This window comes from Hyphomicrobium sp. (assembly GCF_036780825.1).
Lineage (GTDB): Bacteria > Pseudomonadota > Alphaproteobacteria > Rhizobiales > Hyphomicrobiaceae > Hyphomicrobium_C.
The window spans coordinates 41889-62238 of record NZ_DAIQCD010000003.1 but is presented as its reverse complement, the minus strand read 5'-3'; the positions used below and the strand labels follow the sequence as shown (position 1 = coordinate 62238).

Annotated in this window: 17 protein-coding genes, 1 tRNA gene and 1 pseudogene; 10 read left to right on the top strand and 9 right to left on the bottom strand. The window is 65.6% G+C overall.

All coding sequences use genetic code 11. The annotated features are described in order from the left end of the window. The first annotated feature begins 3 nt into the window (after positions 1-3). The 3 genes and pseudogenes from selA to selB form a co-directional block, all read left to right on the top strand. A complete protein-coding gene (gene selA, locus V7P99_RS02550; RefSeq protein WP_333793255.1) occupies positions 4-1446 on the top strand; it encodes an L-seryl-tRNA(Sec) selenium transferase in 1443 nt (480 codons plus the stop codon). Between the two features lie 37 nt (positions 1447-1483). Further along, positions 1484-2233, top strand: a complete 750-nt coding sequence (locus tag V7P99_RS02545; RefSeq protein WP_333793254.1) for a tetratricopeptide repeat protein — start codon at positions 1484-1486, stop codon at positions 2231-2233. After that, positions 2230-4059: pseudogene (selB, locus tag V7P99_RS02540) on the top strand (selenocysteine-specific translation elongation factor); the annotation flags it as partial. The gene V7P99_RS02545 and the pseudogene selB, both read left to right, overlap by 4 nt. Here selB and V7P99_RS02535 read toward each other — a convergent pair. Beyond that, positions 3982-4170, bottom strand: coding sequence for a hypothetical protein (locus V7P99_RS02535; RefSeq protein WP_333793253.1), 189 nt, complete (start codon positions 4168-4170; stop codon positions 3982-3984). The pseudogene selB and the gene V7P99_RS02535 sit on opposite strands and share 78 nt — an antisense overlap. Between V7P99_RS02535 and V7P99_RS02530 the strand changes: the two genes are divergently transcribed. Then, positions 4171-4266, top strand: a tRNA-Sec gene (locus tag V7P99_RS02530). Between the two features lie 33 nt (positions 4267-4299). Here V7P99_RS02530 and V7P99_RS02525 read toward each other — a convergent pair. Together V7P99_RS02525 and V7P99_RS02520 are read right to left on the bottom strand one after the other, a co-directional pair. Further along, on the bottom strand, positions 4300-4503 hold the full coding sequence (locus V7P99_RS02525; protein ID WP_333793252.1) for a YgaP family membrane protein: 204 nt from the start codon (positions 4501-4503) through the stop codon (positions 4300-4302). Next, positions 4500-4826, bottom strand: a complete 327-nt coding sequence (locus V7P99_RS02520; RefSeq protein ID WP_333793251.1) for an ArsR/SmtB family transcription factor — start codon at positions 4824-4826, stop codon at positions 4500-4502. Before V7P99_RS02520 ends, V7P99_RS02525 begins: the two co-directional genes overlap by 4 nt. Positions 4827-4929: 103 nt before the next feature. On the opposite strand from V7P99_RS02520, the gene V7P99_RS02515 reads away from it, so the two are divergent. Then, positions 4930-5955 (top strand): efflux RND transporter periplasmic adaptor subunit, encoded by a 1026-nt coding sequence (locus tag V7P99_RS02515; protein ID WP_333793250.1) that lies wholly within the window; start codon positions 4930-4932, stop codon positions 5953-5955. Next, positions 5952-9176 carry an efflux RND transporter permease subunit gene (locus tag V7P99_RS02510; protein ID WP_333793249.1) on the top strand — a complete coding sequence of 1075 codons (3225 nt, stop codon included), beginning with the start codon at positions 5952-5954 and terminating at the stop codon, positions 9174-9176. The genes V7P99_RS02515 and V7P99_RS02510 overlap by 4 nt, the downstream gene beginning before the upstream one ends. Here the strand turns inward: V7P99_RS02510 and V7P99_RS02505 are convergent. The 6 genes from V7P99_RS02505 to V7P99_RS02480 all read right to left on the bottom strand — a co-directional run bounded on the left by V7P99_RS02505 (position 9161) and on the right by V7P99_RS02480 (position 16278). Then, a complete protein-coding gene (locus V7P99_RS02505) occupies positions 9161-10171 on the bottom strand; it encodes an NAD-dependent epimerase (RefSeq protein WP_333793248.1) in 1011 nt (336 codons plus the stop codon). The two genes, V7P99_RS02510 and V7P99_RS02505, sit on opposite strands and share 16 nt — an antisense overlap. Positions 10172-10188: 17 nt before the next feature. Beyond that, entirely contained in the window at positions 10189-10383 is a 195-nt protein-coding gene (locus V7P99_RS02500) for a hypothetical protein (RefSeq protein ID WP_333793247.1), read from the bottom strand. A 67-nt stretch (positions 10384-10450) separates the two neighbouring features. Beyond that, the gene (locus tag V7P99_RS02495; RefSeq protein WP_333793246.1) at positions 10451-13585 is read right to left on the bottom strand and encodes an efflux RND transporter permease subunit; all 3135 of its coding nucleotides are present in this window, start codon (positions 13583-13585) and stop codon (positions 10451-10453) included. A gap of 9 nt (positions 13586-13594) precedes the next feature. Then, positions 13595-14725 (bottom strand): efflux RND transporter periplasmic adaptor subunit, encoded by a 1131-nt coding sequence (locus V7P99_RS02490; protein ID WP_333793245.1) that lies wholly within the window; start codon positions 14723-14725, stop codon positions 13595-13597. A gap of 351 nt (positions 14726-15076) precedes the next feature. Continuing rightward, entirely contained in the window at positions 15077-15880 is an 804-nt protein-coding gene (locus V7P99_RS02485; protein ID WP_333793364.1) for a dienelactone hydrolase family protein, read from the bottom strand. 182 nt (positions 15881-16062) lie between these two features. Further along, positions 16063-16278 carry a hypothetical protein gene (locus tag V7P99_RS02480; protein ID WP_333793244.1) on the bottom strand — a complete coding sequence of 72 codons (216 nt, stop codon included), beginning with the start codon at positions 16276-16278 and terminating at the stop codon, positions 16063-16065. Between the two features lie 294 nt (positions 16279-16572). Between V7P99_RS02480 and cobT the strand changes: the two genes are divergently transcribed. From cobT to cbiB, 4 genes are all read left to right on the top strand, one after another. Further along, positions 16573-17622, top strand: a complete 1050-nt coding sequence (gene cobT / locus V7P99_RS02475; protein WP_333793363.1) for a nicotinate-nucleotide--dimethylbenzimidazole phosphoribosyltransferase — start codon at positions 16573-16575, stop codon at positions 17620-17622. After that, positions 17619-18218, top strand: a complete 600-nt coding sequence (locus tag V7P99_RS02470) for a histidine phosphatase family protein (protein WP_333793243.1) — start codon at positions 17619-17621, stop codon at positions 18216-18218. Before cobT ends, V7P99_RS02470 begins: the two co-directional genes overlap by 4 nt. After that, positions 18215-18946, top strand: coding sequence for an adenosylcobinamide-GDP ribazoletransferase (locus tag V7P99_RS02465; RefSeq protein WP_333793242.1), 732 nt, complete (start codon positions 18215-18217; stop codon positions 18944-18946). Before V7P99_RS02470 ends, V7P99_RS02465 begins: the two co-directional genes overlap by 4 nt. 412 nt (positions 18947-19358) lie before the next feature. Further along, positions 19359-20348, top strand: coding sequence for an adenosylcobinamide-phosphate synthase CbiB (cbiB, locus tag V7P99_RS02460; protein ID WP_333793241.1), 990 nt, complete (start codon positions 19359-19361; stop codon positions 20346-20348). Positions 20349-20350: the final 2 nt, after the last annotated feature.

Below are 20350 nucleotides of genomic sequence, written 5' to 3'. Positions count from 1 at the left end.
TGCATGAACGAGGCTCGTCCGGTGCGAAGAATCCGAGTGCCGTCCGTCGATGAGGTCTTGCGCAGCGACGTCGGCGCAGTTCTGCGCGGGAGCTTCGGACACGCGGCAGCGGCGGGCGCCATCCGTCGGGCGCTCGCGCGTGTTCGTGCGGACGTTATGGAGGGCACCGGCGGTTCGTATGATGTGGAGGCCATCGCGCGGAACGCGAGCGCGCTCCTTCATCACGAGCAGCGCCCGAGCGTGCGCCGCGTGTTCAATCTCACCGGAACCGTGCTTCACACCAATCTCGGCCGGGCTCTCCTTCCCGAATGCGCCATCGCGGCGGCCGTGGAGGCCATGCGCTTTCCGGCGGCGCTCGAGTTCGACGTCGATCGCGGCGCGCGGGGTGAGCGGGACGACCATGTGCGCGGGCTCATTCGCGAACTCACCGGCGCGGAAGATGCGGCCGTCGTCAACAACAATGCAGGCGCGGTTCTTCTCGTTCTCAATACCTTCGGCGCCGGCCGGGAGACAGTCGTTTCGCGCGGAGAGCTCATCGAGATCGGCGGCTCGTTCCGCCTGCCGGACATCATGGTGCGCGCGGGCACGCGCCTCGTCGAGGTTGGCACCACGAACCGCACGCACCCTAGCGACTACGAGCGCGCCATTTCGGCCGGCACCGGGCTGATCATGAAGGCGCATACGTCCAATTTCGTCATTCGCGGATTCACGCGATCCGTGCCAGCCTCGGAGCTTGCACGCCTTGCTCGTGAGCGCGGGGTGCCGCTCGTCCATGATCTCGGTTCCGGCGCGCTCATCGACATGGCACGCTTCGGCCTTCCTCCGGAGCCGACCGTTCGCGAGGCGCTGGCGGATGGCGCCGGCCTCGTTACATTCTCCGGCGACAAGCTGCTCGGCGGCCCGCAGGCGGGGCTGATTGCGGGTGCGCGCGAGCTTGTGGCGCAGGTTGCGAAGAATCCCATGAAGCGCGCGCTCAGAATCGACAAGATCCGCCTCGCGGCGCTCGAGGCCGTGCTTAAGCTCTATCGCGATCCCGATCGCCTCGCCGAGCGCTTGCCCACCGCTCGCCATCTTGCGCGGGGAAAGGCGGAGATCGACGCGGTCGCCGCCCGCTTGCGGGATGCGCTGGCTTCTGCGGTGGGCGCGGACTTCGCCGCCGGGGTCGCCGATTGTGTGAGCCAGGTCGGCTCCGGGGCGCTGCCCCTCGAGACGCTGCCGAGTGCCGGGATCGCAATCCGGCCGCGTGCGCGCAAGGAGGCGGGGCGCCGGCTTGCGGCGTTGGCGAAAGCCTTCCGCAATCTGCCGGTGCCCGTTATCGGCCGCATCGAGGATAACGCCCTCGTGCTCGACATGCGCTGTATGGACGACGAAGGCGGCTTCCTCACACAGCTTCCCGAGCTGTGCATTCTCGTGGGGTCCGATGAGGAGCCAGATGTTCCGGCGTAGCAACAGCACGGCCGCGCCTCGCAAGGCACCCGCATCCATGTCCGGCACGATGCGTGATGCCGAAGATGCGGCGCTGCAGGGAGACTACGATACCGCTCTCGCCATTTGGTCACGTTTTGCCCACAGCGGATCGTCGCGCGCCCAGGCTGAGATCGGCCGCTGCTTCGTGGCCGCACAGGGTGTGGAGCGCAACCCGGAGCTTGCATGCACGTGGCTCACGCTTTCGGCGCGCGCGGGCGATCCGCTTGGCCAGCGGCTTCTCGGTGACTTCTACCTCAACGGTGAGAGCGGCAAGCCCGACCGCTCGATCGCCGAGGAATGGTATGCGCGCGCGGCAAAGCAGGGCGATGCCTATGCGCAGGACATGCTCTCGTGGCTGCTCTCCGAAAGCGATCACCGCAAGCCGGACTACGGGCAGGCGCGCAAATGGGCGTTCGCGGCGGCGGAGCAGGGCTCGGTTCCGGCGATGACGCGCATCGGGAACTTTTATCACAATGCGCTGGGCGTCGAGCGCGATCCCGAGGCGGCGGCGGCCTGGTGGCGCAAAGCCGCGCTCCATGACGATGCGGATGCACAAGCCATGCTGGGCGCCGCCTATCACCTCGGCTCCGGAGTTGCGCGTGACGCCGTTCGCGCGCTGCTCTGGCTCACGCGCGCCAAGCGCGCCCGCTGCACGCTCGCCGACCGCTTCTATGCTGCTGCCTATGACGCCGCGACGGACGATCAGCGTCTTGAGGCCGAGCGCCTTGCGGATCAGCCTCTGACCGCCGGAGGCGATGCGCCATGATCGTCGGTACGGCAGGCCATATCGATCACGGCAAGACGACGCTGGTCCACGCGCTCACCGGCATCGACACCGACCGGCTCAAGGAGGAAAAAGCGCGCGGAATGTCGATCGATCTCGGTTTCGCGTACTGGCCGCGCCCTTCCGGAGAGATCATCGGCTTCGTGGATGTGCCGGGGCACGAGCGGCTGGTCCACACCATGCTTGCCGGCGCCACGGGTATCGATTTCGTGCTCCTGGTCGTTGCCGCCGACGATGGTGTGATGCCGCAGACGCGCGAGCATCTGGCGATCATCGATCTCCTGGGGCTCGACCGTGGCGTGATCGCGCTCAGCAAGGCGGATCTCGTTGCGCCGGAGCGGGTCCAGGCCGTGAGCGCCGAGATTTCCGCCACGCTGGCCGGAACAGGCCTCGAAGGTTCAAAGATCCTCCCCGTCTCGGGTGTTACGGGCGAAGGGATCGACGCTCTCGCCGGCGTGCTCGATGCTGCGTGCCGGAAGGCGCCGCAGCGCTCCGACGGGGGCCGTTTCCGTCTCGCCGTCGATCGCTGCTTCACGCTGAGCGGCCTTGGCACAACGGTGACTGGCACCGTGCTCTCGGGCAGCGTCGGTGTTGGCGATCAGGTGGTGATCAGTCCGTCCGGGCTCGAGGCGCGCGTGCGATCGATGAACGTCCAGAACAGACCCGCCGCGCGCGGTGTTGCCGGCCAGCGCTGCGCCCTCGTTCTTGCCGGTCCTCGCATCGAGAAGAGCACCGTGCATCGAGGCGATGTTGTCGTTGACCCGGCGCTGCACGCACCGAGCGCGCGCATCGACGTCAGCCTGCACATTCTCGCGTCGGAGCGGCGTTCTGTCGGACAATGGTTTCCCGTCAAGGTTCATCACGCGGCGGCCGAGGTGCCAGGCCGCGTCGTCGTTCTCGGCGAGGAGCCGATTACGCCCGGAGCGTGGGACTTTGCGCAACTCGTTCTCGATCGGCCGATCGCCGCGGCGGCGGGCGATCCCTTCGTGATCCGGGATACGTCGTCGAAGCGGACGGTCGGAGGCGGGCGGCTGCTTGATCTGCGCGCGCCCGAACGGCGGAGGCGTACGCCGCTGCGGCGTGCCGTTCTGGAAGCATTGACTGAGAGCGATCCTGTGCGTGCGATTGGAGAGTTGCTCTCCGCCGAGGGAGCGTGGTGCGATCTCGCCCTCTTCTGCCGCGACCGGGCGCTTTCAGCAGATGAGGACGACAGCATCGCGGAGCGTCTCGACCTGGTGACGCTTCGGCATGGAGACAGCATCGTCGCCATGCGGCAGGAAAGCTGGGAGGAAATTCGTAGCGCTGTCGGGCGTGCGCTCGATCACTGTCATGCGGAGCGGCCGGACCTTCCGGGATTGGCGTTCGAAAGCCTGCGGCGGGCTGTCAGGCCGCAAATCCCACCGGGGTTGTTCACGGAAATGCTGCGGCGCCTGGGCGAGGCGGGCGAGGTGGCTCTCGATCGTACGTGGATCCGCCGTCCTGGCCACAGTGTGAGCTTCTCGCCCGAGGACGAGGAAATGTGGACCGAGATCGGCGGGCATCTAAGCCCCGAGCCCTATCGGCCGCCCCGGGTGCGGGATATTGCCAAGGCGATGGACGCGGATGAGGGGGACGTCCGCCGCATCCTGCGGATGTCTGCGCGGCGCGGTGATGTGGAGGAGATCGCACACGATCACTTCTTCACGCGCGATAGCGTCAGGCGCATGGCTGCCATCGCGATCGATGTGGCGTCACACGCGCCGGACGGCAGGTTCACGGCTGGTGATTTCCGGGACCGCCTGCACAATGGCCGCAAGGTGGCGATCCAGATTCTCGAGTTCTTCGATCGACACGGGCTCACTATGCGCCGCGGCGACTTGCGCCGCATCAATCCGGCCCGTATCGATAGTTTCATGCCGACATCGGCGCGGCATGGGCATGGAGGAGTCCCGTCCCCGGTGGGGCGACCGGTCTTCAAAACCGGGTGGGGCCGTGAGACGGCTTCAGGTGGGTTCGACTCCCATCCTCCTCCGCCATCCTCTCAGCACGAGTGAGCGTGCGATCAGGCTCTACCGGAAACAGGGGCCAGGACGGACGCCGAGGCGCTTGAGAACGATGGCCAGTGGACAGAATCCCGTGAAGGCCGTTTGCAGCAGGTTGAGCCCGATGAAGGCGGTGAGGAGCAGCCAATAGGGGCTCAGCACTTGGCTCAGAGCAAGGCTCGCAAGGATCATCGTGCCTGCGAACGCCAGCACGGCGCGATCGAGTGTCATTTTTGTTTTCTCCGCTGCTTCGATCCGGCCGGCGCGCAGAAGATCTCGTGCAGCACGCCGATCAGGCGCGCGACGCGGGCGTCAGCCAGGGTGTAATAGATAGTCTGCGCTTCGCGCCGGGTTGCGACGAAGCCGCCTTCCCTGAGCTTGGCGAGGTGCTGGGATAGCGCCGATTGGCTCAGCGGCACCACAGCCTCCAGCGCCGAAACCGACCGCTCCCCGTTGTGCAGCTCGCAAAGGATCATGAGGCGATGCCGGTTGGCGAGCGCCTTGAGAAGTTCTGCCGCTTCCTCGCTGTTGGCTTCGAGCTCTTGAATATTCATGATTGCTAATTTAGTTACAGCTCATATATGAGTCAAGCGCGCTCATGCCAAACCTGCTTGCGGGAGGCGTGCTTGGGGCAAGCTATCGAAGAAGGGGCTGTTCATGAAAGAGTCTCGCGGATTGGTTCGGGCGGTCGCTCTGCTCGGGCTTTTCCTTTCAGGAAGTCTTGCCGCCCAAGCCGGTGGTGGTGAGGCGAGTCCCCCCATCGAGGTTGCCGCCACTGAGATCGATGATCTCAAGTCGGTCTATGCCACGGTCCGCAGCCGGAATTTGATCCATGCCCGTGTGCGCACGCCAGGCACGGTCGCCACGCTCAAGGTGAGCGAGGGTGATGGCGTTCGCGAAGGGCAGGTGCTGGCACTCGTTGCCGATCCGAAGATTGCGCTCAAGATCGAGGCGATCGACGCCCGCATCGTCGCGGCGACCTCTCGCGTGGAAACGGCCCGTGTCGAGCTCGATCGCGCGAAGATCCTTTTCGCGCAGCGTGTTTCTCCGCAATCGCGGGTCGATCAGGCACAGACTGCCTATGACGTCGCCGTCAACGATCTCAAAGCCGCAAGGGCGGAGCGCGCCGTCGCTGAGACGGAGATCCAGGAAGGCGAAGTACTGGCACCCACGGCAGGCCGCGTCCTCAAGGTTCCGGTGACGGAGGGGAGCGTCGTGCTCCCCGGCGAGAGCATCGCAACCATCGCGGCTGGCGGCTATCTGCTGCGCCTCGAGCTGCCTGAGCGCTATGCCAGGTTCATGAAGGTGGGCGATACGGTGCGGCTTGGTGCGCGGGGCCTTGGCGATGCGGCGACGGACGCAGAGGGGCGCATCGTGCTGGTTTATCCGGAGCTCCAGAACGGCCGCGTGGTGGCGGATGCGGAGGTTCCCGACCTTGGCAGCTACTTCGTCGGCGAGCGTGTGCTCGCGTGGATCTCTGCCGGCAAGCGTTTGGGTTACATCGTGCCGCGATCCTATCTCTCCCGCCGCTTCGGCATCGATTATGTTCGTGTCGCGGGCGAGGGCAGACGGTATGCGGACGTCGTCGTCCAGGCTGGCCGCGAGGTTCAGGGTGCGAACGGGGCGAGCGGCATCGAGATCCTTGCCGGGGTGCTCGACGGCGACAGGCTGGTCCAGCCATGACGCCCGGCAGGCCTCTCGGACTCTCGGGTATCCTGACCCGGGCGTTCATCCAATCTCCGCTGACGCCGCTCATCTTGCTCGCGAGCCTGGCACTCGGGCTGATCGCGCTCTTCGCGTTGCCGCGCGAGGAGGAGCCGCAGATTTCGGTGCCGATGGTGGATATCCTCGTCTCGGCCGACGGGCTCAAGGCGGAAGACGCGGTGAAGCTCGTCACAGAGCCGCTTGAGACCATCGTCAAGGCGATCAACGGCGTCGAGCATGTCTATTCGAGCACCGAGGACGATAGGGTGCTCGTCATGGCGCGCTTCTTCGTTGGCACGTCGCAGGACGAGGCGATCCTGCGCGTGCATGAGAAGGTGCGCGCCAACTATGACCGTATCCCTGTTGGAATTCCCGAGCCGCTGATCGTCGGGCGCGGCATAGACGATGTGGCGATCGTCACTCTGACGCTCGCGGCGAAGCCGGGTGCGCGTGTCGAAGACAACGCGCTCTATCACATGGCTGAGAACCTTCAGGTTGAGCTCGCGAAGCTCGAGGATGTGGGGCTTTCCTACATCGTCGGCGGGCGTCCGGATCAGATCCGCGTCGAGCCCGTGCCCGAGCGGCTCGCGCTCTATGGCGTTACGCTGGCGCAACTCGTCGGAAAGGTGAAGGACGCCAATCGCTCCTTCCTCGCCGGACATGTGCGTGAGCGCGGCGAAAGCCTTGCCGTCGCCGCCGGACAGACGCTGCAGGGCGTTCCCGACATCGGCCTGCTTCTCCTTACAACGCGTGACGGCCGTCCCGTCTACGTGCGGGATGTCGCGAACGTCGTCGTCGGCACCAAGCCGCTCGAACGCCGGGCGTGGCATCTCGCGAAAGCGGAGGATGGACACCTTGATCGTACGCCGGCCGTCACGCTGGCGATCGCGAAGCGTGCGGGTGCCAATGCGGTCGTCATCTCGGAGCGCATCCTCGCGCGCGTGACCGATCTCAAAGGTCACCTCGTGCCGGACGACGTGGAGGTTATCGTCACGCGCAACTATGGCGAGACGGCCAACGAGAAGGCGAACGAGCTGCTCTTCCATCTGGGGCTCGCGACGCTCTCGATCGTGGTTTTGGTCGGGCTTGCGATCGGCTGGCGTGAGGGAGCAGTCGTTCTCGTCGTCATTCCCGTAACGATCCTGCTGACGCTGTTCGCTTCCTGGCTCCTCGGCTACACGATCAACCGGGTGAGCCTGTTCGCGCTCATTTTCTCGATCGGCATTCTCGTCGACGATGCCATTGTCGTCATCGAGAACATCGCACGCCATTGGGGTATGCGGGACGGGCAAAGCCGTATCGCCGCTGCCGTGGAGGCTGTCGCGGAGGTCGGGAATCCGACCATCTTTGCGACCCTTACCGTCGTCGCCGCGCTGCTGCCGATGCTGTTCGTCTCGGGGTTGATGGGACCCTACATGAGCCCCATCCCCGCCAACGCGTCGGCCGCCATGGTGCTATCCTTTTTCGTCGCGGTGATCGTCACGCCCTGGCTGATGATGCGGTTCGGCGGAGCGCAGGCGGGTGCTGCTCATGGTGCTGAAGGCGCGGCTGGCGGCGGATGGCTCGGGCGGAGCTACGTGGCGCTTGCGCGTCCCGTCATCGCGACGCGACGACGGGCGCTAACGTTTTTGATCCTGGTCGGGGCTGCGACGCTCCTCTCGATGGTGCTGTTCGCCACGAAGGCGGTGACGGTCAAGCTGCTCCCCTTCGACGACAAGTCCGAGCTTCAAGTGGTGATCGATCTGCCTCCGGGCGCCAGCCTCGAGGAAACGGATCGCGTGCTCGAAGCCGCCGCGGAGCGGCTCGCCGGACTGGAGGAGTTGAGTTCGATCCAGGCCTATGCCGGCACGGCGGCGCCGTTCAACTTCAACGGCCTCGTGCGCCATTCCTACATGCGCACCAGCGCGCACCAGGGTGATCTGCAGGTCAATCTGGCGCCGAAGGAGGAGCGCCGGCGGACAAGCCACGAGATCGCGCTCCATGCGCGCCAACTGCTCGATCGTCTGCCGGCGCCCGATGGCACCGCGGTCAAGGTTGTCGAGGTTCCGCCGGGTCCGCCAGTCATCGCAACGCTGCTTGCGGAGATCTACGGTGCCGACGGCGAGCAGCGCCGCGCGGTCGCGCGTGAAGTGGCCGATATCTTTCGATCGGTGCCGTTCATCGTCGACGTGGACCTGGGCTTCCGCGAAGGCGCGCCGCGCTTGCGCATTGCCATCGACCAGGACAATCTCGAGTTTCACAAGGTCGAGGAAGGCGACGTCTACAACACGATTGGCGCCTATCTCGGCGGCACCACGGTTGGCTATTCGCACAAGGGTGGCGGTCGCCACCCCGTGGAGATCGCGATCGCGCTGCCCAAGCAAGATCTCGCTATCACAGAAGCGACGCTTTCGACGCCCGTGCCTGCCAACGCGCTCCCCGGAGAGCGCGGCATCGTGGAGCTTGGCGATGTGGTGCGGGTCGAGCGCGAGCAAGCATCGTCCGCGATCTTCCGGCGCAACGGTCGGGCGGCCGAGATGGTGATGGCGGAACTCGCGGGAGCCTACGAGGCACCGATCTACGGCATGCTTGCCGTCCAGGATCTCATCGACCGGAAGGATTGGGGGGCGCTGCCGAAGCCCGAGGTGCGCCTCCACGGCCAACCTGACAACGAGGCCGCGCCGGCTCTCCTGTGGGACGGCGAATGGGAGGTGACCTACGTGACTTTCCGCGATATGGGGGCCGCGTTCGCCGTAGCGCTGCTCGGCATCTACGTGCTGGTGGTGGCGCAGTTCCGCTCGTTCACCTTGCCGCTCGTCATTCTGACGCCCGTCCCCTTGACGCTGATCGGAATCATGATCGGGCACTGGCTGTTCGCCGCGCCATTCTCGGCTCCGTCGATGATCGGGTTCATCGCGCTCGCTGGCATCATCGTGCGCAACTCGATCCTGCTCGTCGATTTCATCAGAGACCGCCGCGCAGGAGGCGCGCCGCTGCGCGATGTGCTGCTCGAAGCGGGCGTCATCCGCTTCCGGCCCATTCTGCTCACCGCGCTGGCAGCCATGATCGGTGCGGCCGTCATTCTCGCCGACCCGATCTTCCAGGGGCTCGCCATCTCACTTCTGTTTGGGCTTGCATCGTCGACCTTGCTGACGGTGCTTGTCATCCCGGCGATCTACATCGTCCTGCGTGACGACGGGATGCGCTACGAGACGGCGTAATAACTCTTGTACCAGTCGACGAAGCGGCGCACGCCGTCCTGGATCGGCGTCTTCGGCTGGAAGCCGATGTCGGCGGTGAGCGCGTCGATGTCTGCTCTCGTGCCCACCACATCACCCGGCTGCAGCGGCAGCATGATCTTCTCGGCGGTGTAGCCCAGAGCCTGTTCGAGGCAGGCGATGAGGTCCATCAGCTCGACGGATTGGTTGTTGCCGATGTTGTACAGCCGGTAGGGCGCGCTGGAGGTGGCGGGATCGGGAGCGTCACCGCTCCAGGCGGGGTTCGGTTCAGCTACACGGTCGAGCGTGCGCAGGACGCCCTCGACGACGTCGTCGATATAGGTGAAGTCGCGCGCGTGGTGGCCGTTGTTGAAGACCTCGATGGGTTCGCCGGCCAGGATCTTGCGCGTGAAGAGAAAGAGCGACATGTCGGGCCGGCCCCAGGGGCCGTACACGGTGAAGAAGCGGAGGCCGGTTACGGGCAGGCCGTAGAGATGCGCATAGGAATGCGCCATCAACTCGCTCGCCTTCTTGCTGGCCGCATAGAGGCTCAGCGGATGATCCACGTTATCGTGCACGCTGAAGGGCATGCGCGTGTTGGCGCCGTAGACGGATGACGAGGACGCATAGACGAGATGCTCGACGCCGTGATAGCGGCAGCCTTCGAGCACGTGCAGAAAGCCCGTGATGTTGGAATCGACGTAGCTGTGCGGATTTTGGATCCCATAGCGGACGCCGGCCTGCGCTGCGAGGTGCACGACGCGCTCCGGCCGCTGGGCGGCGAAGACGTCCTCGATCGCCGCGCGATCCTTGAGATCGCATTTCAGGAACCGGAATCCTGGGTGCGCTTCAAGGCGGGCGAGGCGTGCGCGCTTCAGGTTGACGTCATAGTAGTCGTTGAGGTTGTCGAGCCCGAGGACCTCGTCGCCGCGCCGGAGAAGAGCAAGCGCCGTCTCAGCTCCGATGAAACCGGCGGCGCCTGTGATGAGAATTTTCATGTTCCTGGATGTCCTGTCTAGAGCCGGCGGCCCCAGCTGCGGATCCAGTCTGCGATGCTGTGCCAGAAGGTTGCGACCGCAACGAGAAGCGTTACCAGGATGACGGAGATGACGAGCTGAACGACGCCGAAGTTCGCCGAATCCTCGGCTACGAACCAGCCGGCGATGATGGCCGCCACGAACATGATCGGGCGAACGAGCCAGTTCAGCATAGGCGGCCTCTCCGTCTAGAGTTCGGTCGTCTTCTCTGTAAAACCATCATCAATTTCCCGGAAGCACTTAGGCGCTCGGTTTCGCATCCTCCGTCTTGGTGGCGCCGCCCCGCCCCTCGGTCAGGCGCTGGAACACCACGTAGAGCATCGGGATGATGAAGATGCCGAAGATGGATGCGGCCAGCATGCCCGCCAGCACCGGAACGCCAACCGCGATCATGCTGTCGGCGCCGGGGCCGTTCGCCACCACGAGCGGAAAGAGACCCATGATGAAGGCGAAGCTCGTCATCATCACGGGGCGGAAGCGAAGCTTGGCGCCGTCGATGGCCGACTCAAGCAGCGAGTCGCCCGCCGCTCGGCGCTCAATCGAGAACGCGACGATCAGAATGGCGTTCTTGGCTGCGAGCGCGATCAGCACGACGAGACCGATCTGAGCGTAGAGGGTGAAGCTCATGCCGAGCATCCAGAGCGCAACGAGGGCGCCCAATATGGATACGGCAACCGATAGCAGCACCGGGATCGGCACGATCCAGCTTTCATAGAGCGCAACCAGGAACAGGTAGGCAAAGACCAGCGCCATGCCGAGCACGATGGGAGTCTGGCCGGCGGATTGGATCTGCTCCAGCGCCTGCCCCGTCCATTCATAGGCGTAACCACTCGGCAATGTCTCGGACGACACTTCCTGCATGGCCTCGATGGCCTCGCCGGGCCCACGGCCCGGACCGGGACTGCCGTTGATGGAGATGGCGCGATAGTTGTTGTAGCGGGTGATCGTCCGCGGCCCCACGTCGAGGTGGACGTCGGCGATGCTCGACAGCGGTGTCATCTCGCCGGCGGCGTTCTTGACGTAGATCGCCGAGATGTCGTCGATCGAACTGCGGAATTTCGTCTCCGCCATCATGCGCACCGTCCAGGTGCGTCCGTAAAGGTTGAAGTCGTTGACGTAATAGCCGCCGAGAGTGGCCTGAAGCGCGGCGAACACGTCCGAGAGCGTGATGTTGAGCGTCCGCGTTTTATCGCGGTCGATGTCGAGGCGGATCTGCGGCGTCTCGGCCTCGAAGGTCGAGAATACCGCGGCAAGCTCCGGCCGCTGGTTCGCTGCCACCGAAAGTGCGCGCATGACGGCGGCCATGTCGGAGGGAGGCTGCCCTTGCAGCGCCTCGAGCACGTACTCGAAGCCGCCGACCTGGCCCAGGCCGGAGATTGAGGGCGGATTGAGGGCGATCATGGTGCCGTCGGGAATGGCGGCGAGCGCCATCGAAAGCCGGCGGGCGACCACTGTGGAGTGCATGTTGGCGGTCTTGCGCTCGTCGTAGGGCTTGAGACGCACGAACATGACGCCGCCGTTGGAAGCCGAGCCGCCGCCGAGGAAATCGAGCCCGAGCACCGTCGTCACCGTTTCGACAGCCGGATCCTTGCGGATGACGTCCAACGCCTTTTCAGCGGCGTCGCTGGTGCGGTTGAGGGAAGCGCCCGCCGGCAGATTGAGCACGGCGATGATGAAGCCTTTGTCCTCATCCGGCAGGAAGCCCGAGGGAGTGCGCTCAAAAACGAAGTATGTCGCCCCGCCGATGACCGCAAGCGCGAGAAGGCTCGTCGACGAGATGGCGACGAGGCGGCGGACGATCTTCGCATAGCCTTCAGCTGTTCGGTCGATGGCTTTCGTGATGCGTCCCATGATGCCCGTCGGCTGGCCGGGCGTGAGCATCATGGCACAAAGCGCTGGCGACAGGGTAAGCGCGTTGATCGCCGAGATCACCATGGCGGCGGAGATCGTGATGGCGAACTGGCGGAACAGAACGCCCGACGAGCCGGGCAGGAACGCTACCGGTACGAAGACCGAGAGCAGAACGAGCGTGATCGCGATCACGGGTCCCGCGATCTCGGCCATGGCCTTGTGAGTCGCCTCCGCTGGCGTCAGGTGCGGCTCCTCGTGCATCACCCGTTCGACGTTTTCGACGACGATGATGGCGTCGTCGACTACGATGCCGATGGCAAGCACGAGGGCGAGGAGTGAGATCGTATTGGCCGAATATCCCACGGCATAGAGCACGGCTAGCGCGCCTATGATGGCCACGGGCACGGCGATAAGCGGAATCAGCGTTGGACGTAGCCGGCCGAGAAAAACGAACACGACGAGTGCCACCAGCACGAACGCCTCGATCAGCGTGTCGATCACCTTGTCGATCATCGCGGAGACGAAATCAGCGGTGTTGTAGACGTAGGCGAACTCCACGCCGGGGGGAAAGCGGGTCCGCAGCTCTTCGAGCCGTTTCGATACCTCCGTGGCGACGTTGACGGCGTTCGCGCCCGGGGAAAGATAGACGCCAATCGGGGCCGCGGGCTTGCCTTCGTAGAGAGCCTCGCTGTCGAAGGTCGCCGCCTCGAGTTCGACGCGGCCAACGTCGCGTACGCGCACGAACGAGCCGTCGCCTTGCGCGCGTACGATGATGTCGCCGAACTCCTCCGTGGTGGTGAGGCGGCCCTTCGTGGTCACGGTGAGCTGCAGGCGCTGATCGGCTGAGAGCGGGGCGGCGCCGATGCGTCCGGCCGCTGCCTGCACGTTCTGCGTCTGAATGGCAGCGATCACGTCCTGCGTCGAAAGATCGAAATTGGCGAGCTTCTCCGGGTCGATCCAGATTCGCATCGCATAGTCGCGCGCGCCGAAGATCGATGCGTCGCCGACGCCCGGCACGCGCTTGATCTCGTCGAGGACGTTGAGCGTCACGAAATTCGATAAAAAGAGAGCGTCTTTATCGCCTTCGGGCGAGTAAAACAGGAAGACCTGCAGCAGGTCGGTCGAGACCTTGGCGATGGTGAGGCCGGTGCGGCGCACCTCCTCGGGCAGCTTGGCCGTCGCCAGGTTGGCACGGTTCTGCACGTTGACGGTATCGATATCCGGATCCGTGCCGAGCAGGAACGAGACGGTAAGCGAGTAGGAGCCGTCGTTGGCGGACGTCGACTTCATGTAGCGCATGTCGGTGACGCCGTTGATGGCATTCTCGAGCGGCTGCGCGATGCTCTCTTCGACGGTCTGCGCATCGGCGCCCGGGTACGATGCGCTGACGCGCACAGTCGGAGGGGCGATCTCGGGATACTGGGCAACGGGGATCACGCGCATGGCGATGAGGCCCGCAAGCGTCAGCACGATCGAGATCACCATCGCGAGGCGAGGACGCCGGATGAAAAGGTCGAAGATCATGTTGGCGCCCTAGTTCCCTGCCTGGTCGAGGCCCGGAGTAGCCTGGAATTCACTTGGCTCCACGACAATGCCTGGGCGCACCTTCTGGTGGCCGCTCACGATGGCGCGCTCGCCCTCGGCAAGGCCGGATGTGACGATGATGCGCGGGCCGCGCTGCTCGCCGACCTCGATGCGCCGGATCTCCACCTTGTTCTCGGGCGTGACCAGGAGCACGTAGGGACCCTGCTGGTCGAGAAGGATTGCCGATTGCGAGACCATGAGCTTGTGCTCAGGCTTCTTGGCGACGACGCTGACGCCGACGATCTGCTGATCAATGAGCAGGCGCTCGGTGTTTGGAATCTCGGCGCGCACCGTCACCGTGTCGGTGCCGGAGTTGCTTTCCACCTCCGAGAACTTGATCTTGCCGTCGTGCTCGTAGGTGCTGCCGTCCGGAAGCTTGAGACGGACGACCACGGCGTCAGCGCTGAGCCCCTCGCGCCGCACGGTGAGGAGAACGCGTTGGGGCACGGGAAATGCCACGTACATGGGATCCTGGCGGACGAGCGTTACCAGCGGATTGCTCGAAGGCCCGACGTACTCACCGACGGAATAGGTGGCCCGGCCGGTGCGTCCGTCCATCGGTGCGCGGATCTCCGTATAGCTGAGGTCGAGCTTGGCTTTGGTCAGGGCGGCTTCGCGGTTGCGCACCTCGGCGTTGGCCTGGGAAAGCTTGGCCGACGCGTCGTCGAGGGCGGAAAGCGATGCAGTGCCGCGGTCCGCCAGCTCTTTGGTGCGGGCATACGTTGCCTCAGCAAGGACGAGCGCGGCGCGAGCGCTCTCTAGATTCGCCTCCGCCTGGGCGAGTGCCGCCTCATAAGGCTCCCGCTCGAGCGTGAACAGAACTTGGTCACGCTTCACCTCGCTGCCTTCGTCAAATCCACGGCTGGCGAGGAAGCCATCGACGCGCGCGCGCAGCGTGACCTTGTCGATGGCCTGCACCCGCCCCGTGAACGTGGCCTGATCCGCCACATCATGCTGGCGCACGGTCTCCACGATGACGCTCGGAGCGGGCTGCGGCCCACCGGGCTCCTGTGCTGCCGCAGCCTGCGAGAGGCTGCTGGCGGCGAGCAGTGCCGCGGCAAGGCGTAGGAGAGTTCGCATGGCGAGGTCCAATCGTGAATGCGGGGAGTTGGCGAAGAGCAGCGGCGGACGGGAAGCCCGGCGGCGCGTCAAATACGAACGGAGCAAATCATGCCGCCATCTTTGAGGAAACTATGAATTTACGCAATGGCGTCGCGCCGCAGCCCCGCTGTCCCTCAGTGCGGAGACCGTCTGGGCGTGCGGCTGTCACGCAACACGCGCCCACCGGGAAGCCGGAGTCCCGGGGGAAGGGTGGGACCGCGAGAGACCGCGCGAGATCGCCGCATTCATATAGAGTACTGGCGTTGCGAAGTAAGGGTCCGGTTGGAAAGCCGGCCGGTTAAGCGGACGGGAGAGCTCGGTAAGCGTCTTTCATCCAACGCCGTGCGTGCGGAGCCATTCAAGAAGACGTCGCCAGCCTTCCTTGGCGGGGCCCGGGCGATAGCTTGGCCGATAATCAGCATGAAATGCGTGCGGCGCCCCCTCGAACACGACGATCTCGCAGGTCTTGGCGGCATCCGCGCACGCGGTCCGCATGGCGTCGACCGTATCAATCGGGATGCTCTGATCGTCGGCGCCGTAAAGGCCGAGCACAGGCGCTTTGAGATCGCGTGCGACGTCCAACGGGTGCTTCGGTGTCAGCTCCGATGACGTGCCGGTGAGACGGCCGTACCATGCGATTGCGGCCTTGAGCTTCGGATTGTGGGCTGCGTAAAGCCAGGTGATCCGGCCGCCCCAGCAGAAGCCCGTGATGGCCATCCGCTCCCCATCGCCGCCGGCGTCGGCCGCATAGCCGGCCGCCGCATCGAGGTCGCTCATGACCTGGGCATCTGGAACTTTCGCCACGACGGCGCGAATGTCGTCGATGCTCTTGAGGTTTGCGACATCGCCCTGGCGCACGTACATTTCCGGTGCAACGGCGAGATATCCGGCTTTCGCCAAACGGCGACAGACATCCTTGATGTGCTCGTGCACACCGAAGATTTCCTGCACGACCAGAACGATCGGGAACGGCCCGCCCGCAGCCGGCATGGCGCGGTAGGCGGGAATTGTCCGATCTCCGGCGGAAACCTGCACTTGGCCAGCCGTGAGGCCCTCGGTGTCGGTGGTGATCGTCGTCTCCGCAGCCACCGGCCGGACAGCAAGAGCAAAGCCGGTGGCGAGGGTTGCAACCATAGCCTCGCGTCGCGAGGGCTCGAAGATCGCGGAACGGCTCGGTTTGCCGGTGGCGAGATCAATGGTATCGGCCTGCCGGTCACGGGACTGGGTCATCGTGCGGTCTCCCTGCGGCGATATCCTCAGCAGATGGGACCGGATGAGCGACGTTCAAGCGCAGGATGCGGCACGTGGAGCCCGCGTCAACCTTTGCGAGCGGGCGTCTTCCCGCGGGATTTCGGCTTCTTCCCCTTTTTTCCCGCGGCCTTATCCACGGGGGCTGTTGTCTTGATACCGCTGTTCTCCAAGCGACGGCGGCGGTAAGCCTCGAGCCGCGATTGCTTGAGCAGGATGCTGTCGTGATTCGGGTGGCTGGGATCGAGCTGGGTCAGGACAGGTTCTGACTTGGTTTTTTTCATTCGGAGCCTGTGAAGCCGGAAAGCAAATCGGGAAATTTTCCCTCATTATAGGGAATAAATCCCGGTGCTCCACCCGTGGCCGCCAACGGGCTTGCCAAGCCCTTCCGGGCCGACGTATGGACAAAAATATCTTATGAACCAACTTGTTGAGTTGGATGCTGCCGGTGGAGCGCTCGGCGCGTCCCGTATCTCTCTCCCTTGATCTCGTTCCGGCAGAAAGAGAACCCGTTGTGGTTGCTCGCCGGCTCGCCGCGTGCCATCCAGCGCGGACAGCCGTTGCTACCCGGAGCCCGCATGCCATTCGCCTGGATTGAAACGCCCTGTCCGCAGCCATCGGCCTCTCACGAGGCGATGGCGCGCGCGCGTCAGGCAGTGCTGACTAAGCCGGCCGGGTCCCTGGGTGTGCTTGAGACCTTGGCGATCACGCTGGCTGCGCTGCAGGCGACAGAGCGTCCGAGCGCGAATCGCACGCCCATCATCCTGTTTGCGGGCGACCATGGCGTGACCGCGCAAGGCATCTCGGCCTTTCCGCCCTCGGTCACCGTCGAGATGCTGCGCAACTTCGCTGCCGGGGGGGCCGCGGTCTCCGTGTTGGCACGCGAGCTCGGCGCGCCGCTTACCGTCGTCGATGTGGGGACGTGGGCCCGGGAGGCGGTGCCGGGTGTGGTCGTCGACAAGCCCCGCCATGGCACGCGCGATTTCACCCTCGATGAGGCGATGACGGATGAAGAATGCGCGGCCGCGCTCGCGGCGGGGCGCCGTGCGGTCGAGGCGGCCGGGGCCGCCGATCTCCTCCTGTTCGGCGAAATGGGCATCGGCAACACGACATCGGCTGCGGCCGTCGCCGCCGCGCTGCTCGGGAGGCCGCCCGCCGAGATTGCCGGCGCCGGCACGGGGCTCGACTCGGACGGCATCGCGCACAAGATCAAGGTGATCGAAGCCGGGCTCGCGCGCCATGAAATTGGCAAGGGCGATCCCGCCCGTGTGCTGCGCGCTGTTGGCGGGCTCGAGATCGCCGCGCTTGCCGGAGCGATCCTCGCGGCTGCCCAGGCGGGGCGCCCCGTGCTCGTGGACGGCTTCATCGTCACGGTGGCGGCGCTCGTGGCAACGCGGCTTAATCCGTCCACCGCGCCCTGGCTCCTTTATGCCCACCGCTCGGCCGAGCGCGGCCATGGCGCGGTGCTCGATGCGCTCGGCGCGCGGCCGATTCTTGGACTCGACCTGCGGCTCGGCGAAGGCTCGGGCGCCGCGGTGGCGCTTGCCGTGCTGCGTCTCGCCTGTGCGCTCCACAACGGCATGGCGACGTTCGAAGAGGCGGCCGTCTCGGGCCGCTCCGTGCCGTGACGTCCATCGATTTCGTGCGCCACGGGGAGACCGGCGCGGTGGATGCCCTGCACGGGCGAACCGACCTGCCGCTTTCGGAAGCGGGCAGGGTAGCGGTCCGGCGCATGACTGGCGGGCTGGCGTGGACAGCGATCGTCACCTCGCCGCTGATGCGCGCGCGGGAGACGGCGGCGATCCTTGCCGCTGCGTCGCGGCTATCTCCCGAAGTCGATGACGCATGGCGGGAGATTGACTTCGGCGAATGGGATGGCAAGCCGCGCCGCGATCTCGCGTCCGATCCGCGCCTTGCCGCGTTCTATGCCGATCCCGACGGTCATCCGCCGCCGGGGGGCGAACCGATGGGCGACGTGCGCGCCCGGATCACGGCGGCGCTCCGCCATCTCAGCGCACGGCAGGATGGACGGATCGCGGTTGTGACGCACGGTGGTGCGATCCGCATGGCGCTGTCGATCCTGCTCGCCATTCCCCTGGCGCGGCTGTGGGCGATCCGCATTGCCTTTGCGACACGCATCCGTGTGGAGATGGGCCACGATCCCGAGCACGGCCTCTGGGGCGAGATCGTCGAAATCATCCAGCCGCCGGCGGCGCGACCATGAGAGGCTTCTTTACGGCCCTTGCTTTTCTCACGCGCTTGCCTGTGCCACGCGCACTCCTCGGCGACGCTCAGGATCTCGCCAGCGTTGCGCCGTGGCTTCCCGCGGCCGGCGTGCTGGTCGGCGGGCTTGTCGCGGCGGCCGTGGCGCTGGGTTCGCTCGCCGATCCCTGGATCGGCGCGATTCTCGGCCTGCTTGCCTGGGTGCTCGTCACGGGCGGGCTGCATCTCGACGGCCTCTCCGATGTCGCCGATGGCCTGGGCGCCGCCCACGGCGATAAAGAGCGCTTCGTCGCGGTTGCGCGCGATCCTCACCTCGGGAGCTTCGGCGCCATGGCGATCGGGCTCCAGATCGCAGCCAAGCTGGTGCTGCTTGCGGCGCTGGCGGGAACGGCTACGGGGGGTGCACTGGCCGGCAGTCTTGTGCTCGCGGCGGCATGGGCGCGCTGGGCGGCGCTGGCACTCGGGCGCGCGGTGCCGCCACTGACGGATGGGCTCGCGAGCCGCCTTGCAGCCGGCATTAAAACGCGTACCGTCGCGATCACGGGAACTCTGCTCGGCGCTGTCACACTCTACTTCGCGCCTGTGCTAATCGCGGCGCTGCCGCTCACGGCTCTCGCCGCGCTCTACTGGCGCACGCGTCTGGGCGGCATGACGGGCGATTGTCACGGCGCCACCATCGAAGTCATGGAAACTCTGCTGCTCCTGCTCCTCGCGGTGTCGTTGCCATGACGGTCCCGTTTCGCCACACGGGCCGCTATGCTAGAGCCGTTCCGGTTTAAGTGGAAACGGGAAACGGCTCTAAGTTTTTGTTTCTTCGTGCTTCTTTCCGGAAAATCCGCCAAAAACCGGGATCCACGTCGCCGGAAGACCTGAAGACCTAGAGCGTTTTCCGTTCGCTTGCGCTCACTGTAGATTCTCTAGTTATTTGTCTGAGTGAGCATCTTCACCCATTCAGGCGACACCGCCTGAACGGGATCTGCTCTAGCGAGCGTGTTCATTCGTGCTGGCGCTGCGCGCCGCGTGAGCACGTTCAAGGAATTCGTTCGCGAGCCTGACTTGCCGTCTCGATGCGTGCCGAAAGGCCGGCATCCGCAGTGGCTGGCTCGAGACCGTACGCCGATGGCCTTGCTCTGGGATAAGCATGACGCTTGCGCTGGCCTTTTTCGCTCTTCTCATGGAGGCCGTCGCCGGCTATCCGCAGACGTTCGTGCAACGCATCGGCCATCCGGTCACGTGGATCGGCGCCCTCATCGCACGTGCGGAGACGGTCTGGAACGAGGGGCATTTGTCGTTCGCCAGGGCGCGGCTGCGCGGCATTCTGGCCTTGGCGGTGGTCCTCCTCGTCACGCTGTCGGTGACGTTGCTGATCGACCGGGCGCTGCATCTCGTATTGCCGGCGCTCGGGGTGCTCGCGGTCGAAGCGATCCTCGCGAGCACGCTGCTTGCGGGCCGTAGCCTCGACGAGCACGTGTCGGCCGTAGCAGAGGGGCTGGAGAGCCGCGGCCTCGCCGGGGGACGTGTAGCCGTGGCGCGCATCGTCGGCCGCGATCCCGAGACGCTCGATGAAGCCGGCGTATGTCGCGCCGCCATCGAAAGCCTCGCCGAGAATTTCTCCGATGGCGTCGTCGCGCCGCTCTTCTGGCTGATCTTCGGAGGGCTGCCTGGCTGTGCGATCTACAAGGCGGTCAACACCGCGGACAGCATGATCGGGCACAAGTCGGAGCGTTATCGGGCGTTCGGATGGGCGGCGGCGCGGCTTGACGACCTCGTCAATCTCCCGGCCTCACGCCTTTCCGCGCTCTGGATTGCCGCGGCCGCGCGGCTCATGCCGGAGGCGGATTGGCGGGCGGCGGCCCTCAGCGCCATCACGGACGCCCCGCGCCACCGCTCTCCGAACGCCGGCTGGCCGGAGGCGGCGATGGCCGGCGCGCTCGGCCTCGCGCTCGGTGGGCCGCGTACCTATGAGGGTAAGCGCGTGAACGACGCCTGGATGGGCGCGGGCCGGCGCGCGGCGACCGCCGCCGACATCCATCGTGCGCTGCGCCTTTACCGCATTGCCTACGTGCTGCAAGCGGCGAGCGTGGGTGTGGCGGCCCTGGCGGCCGCCATCGTTTTTCTGGTCTGGTGGTAAGG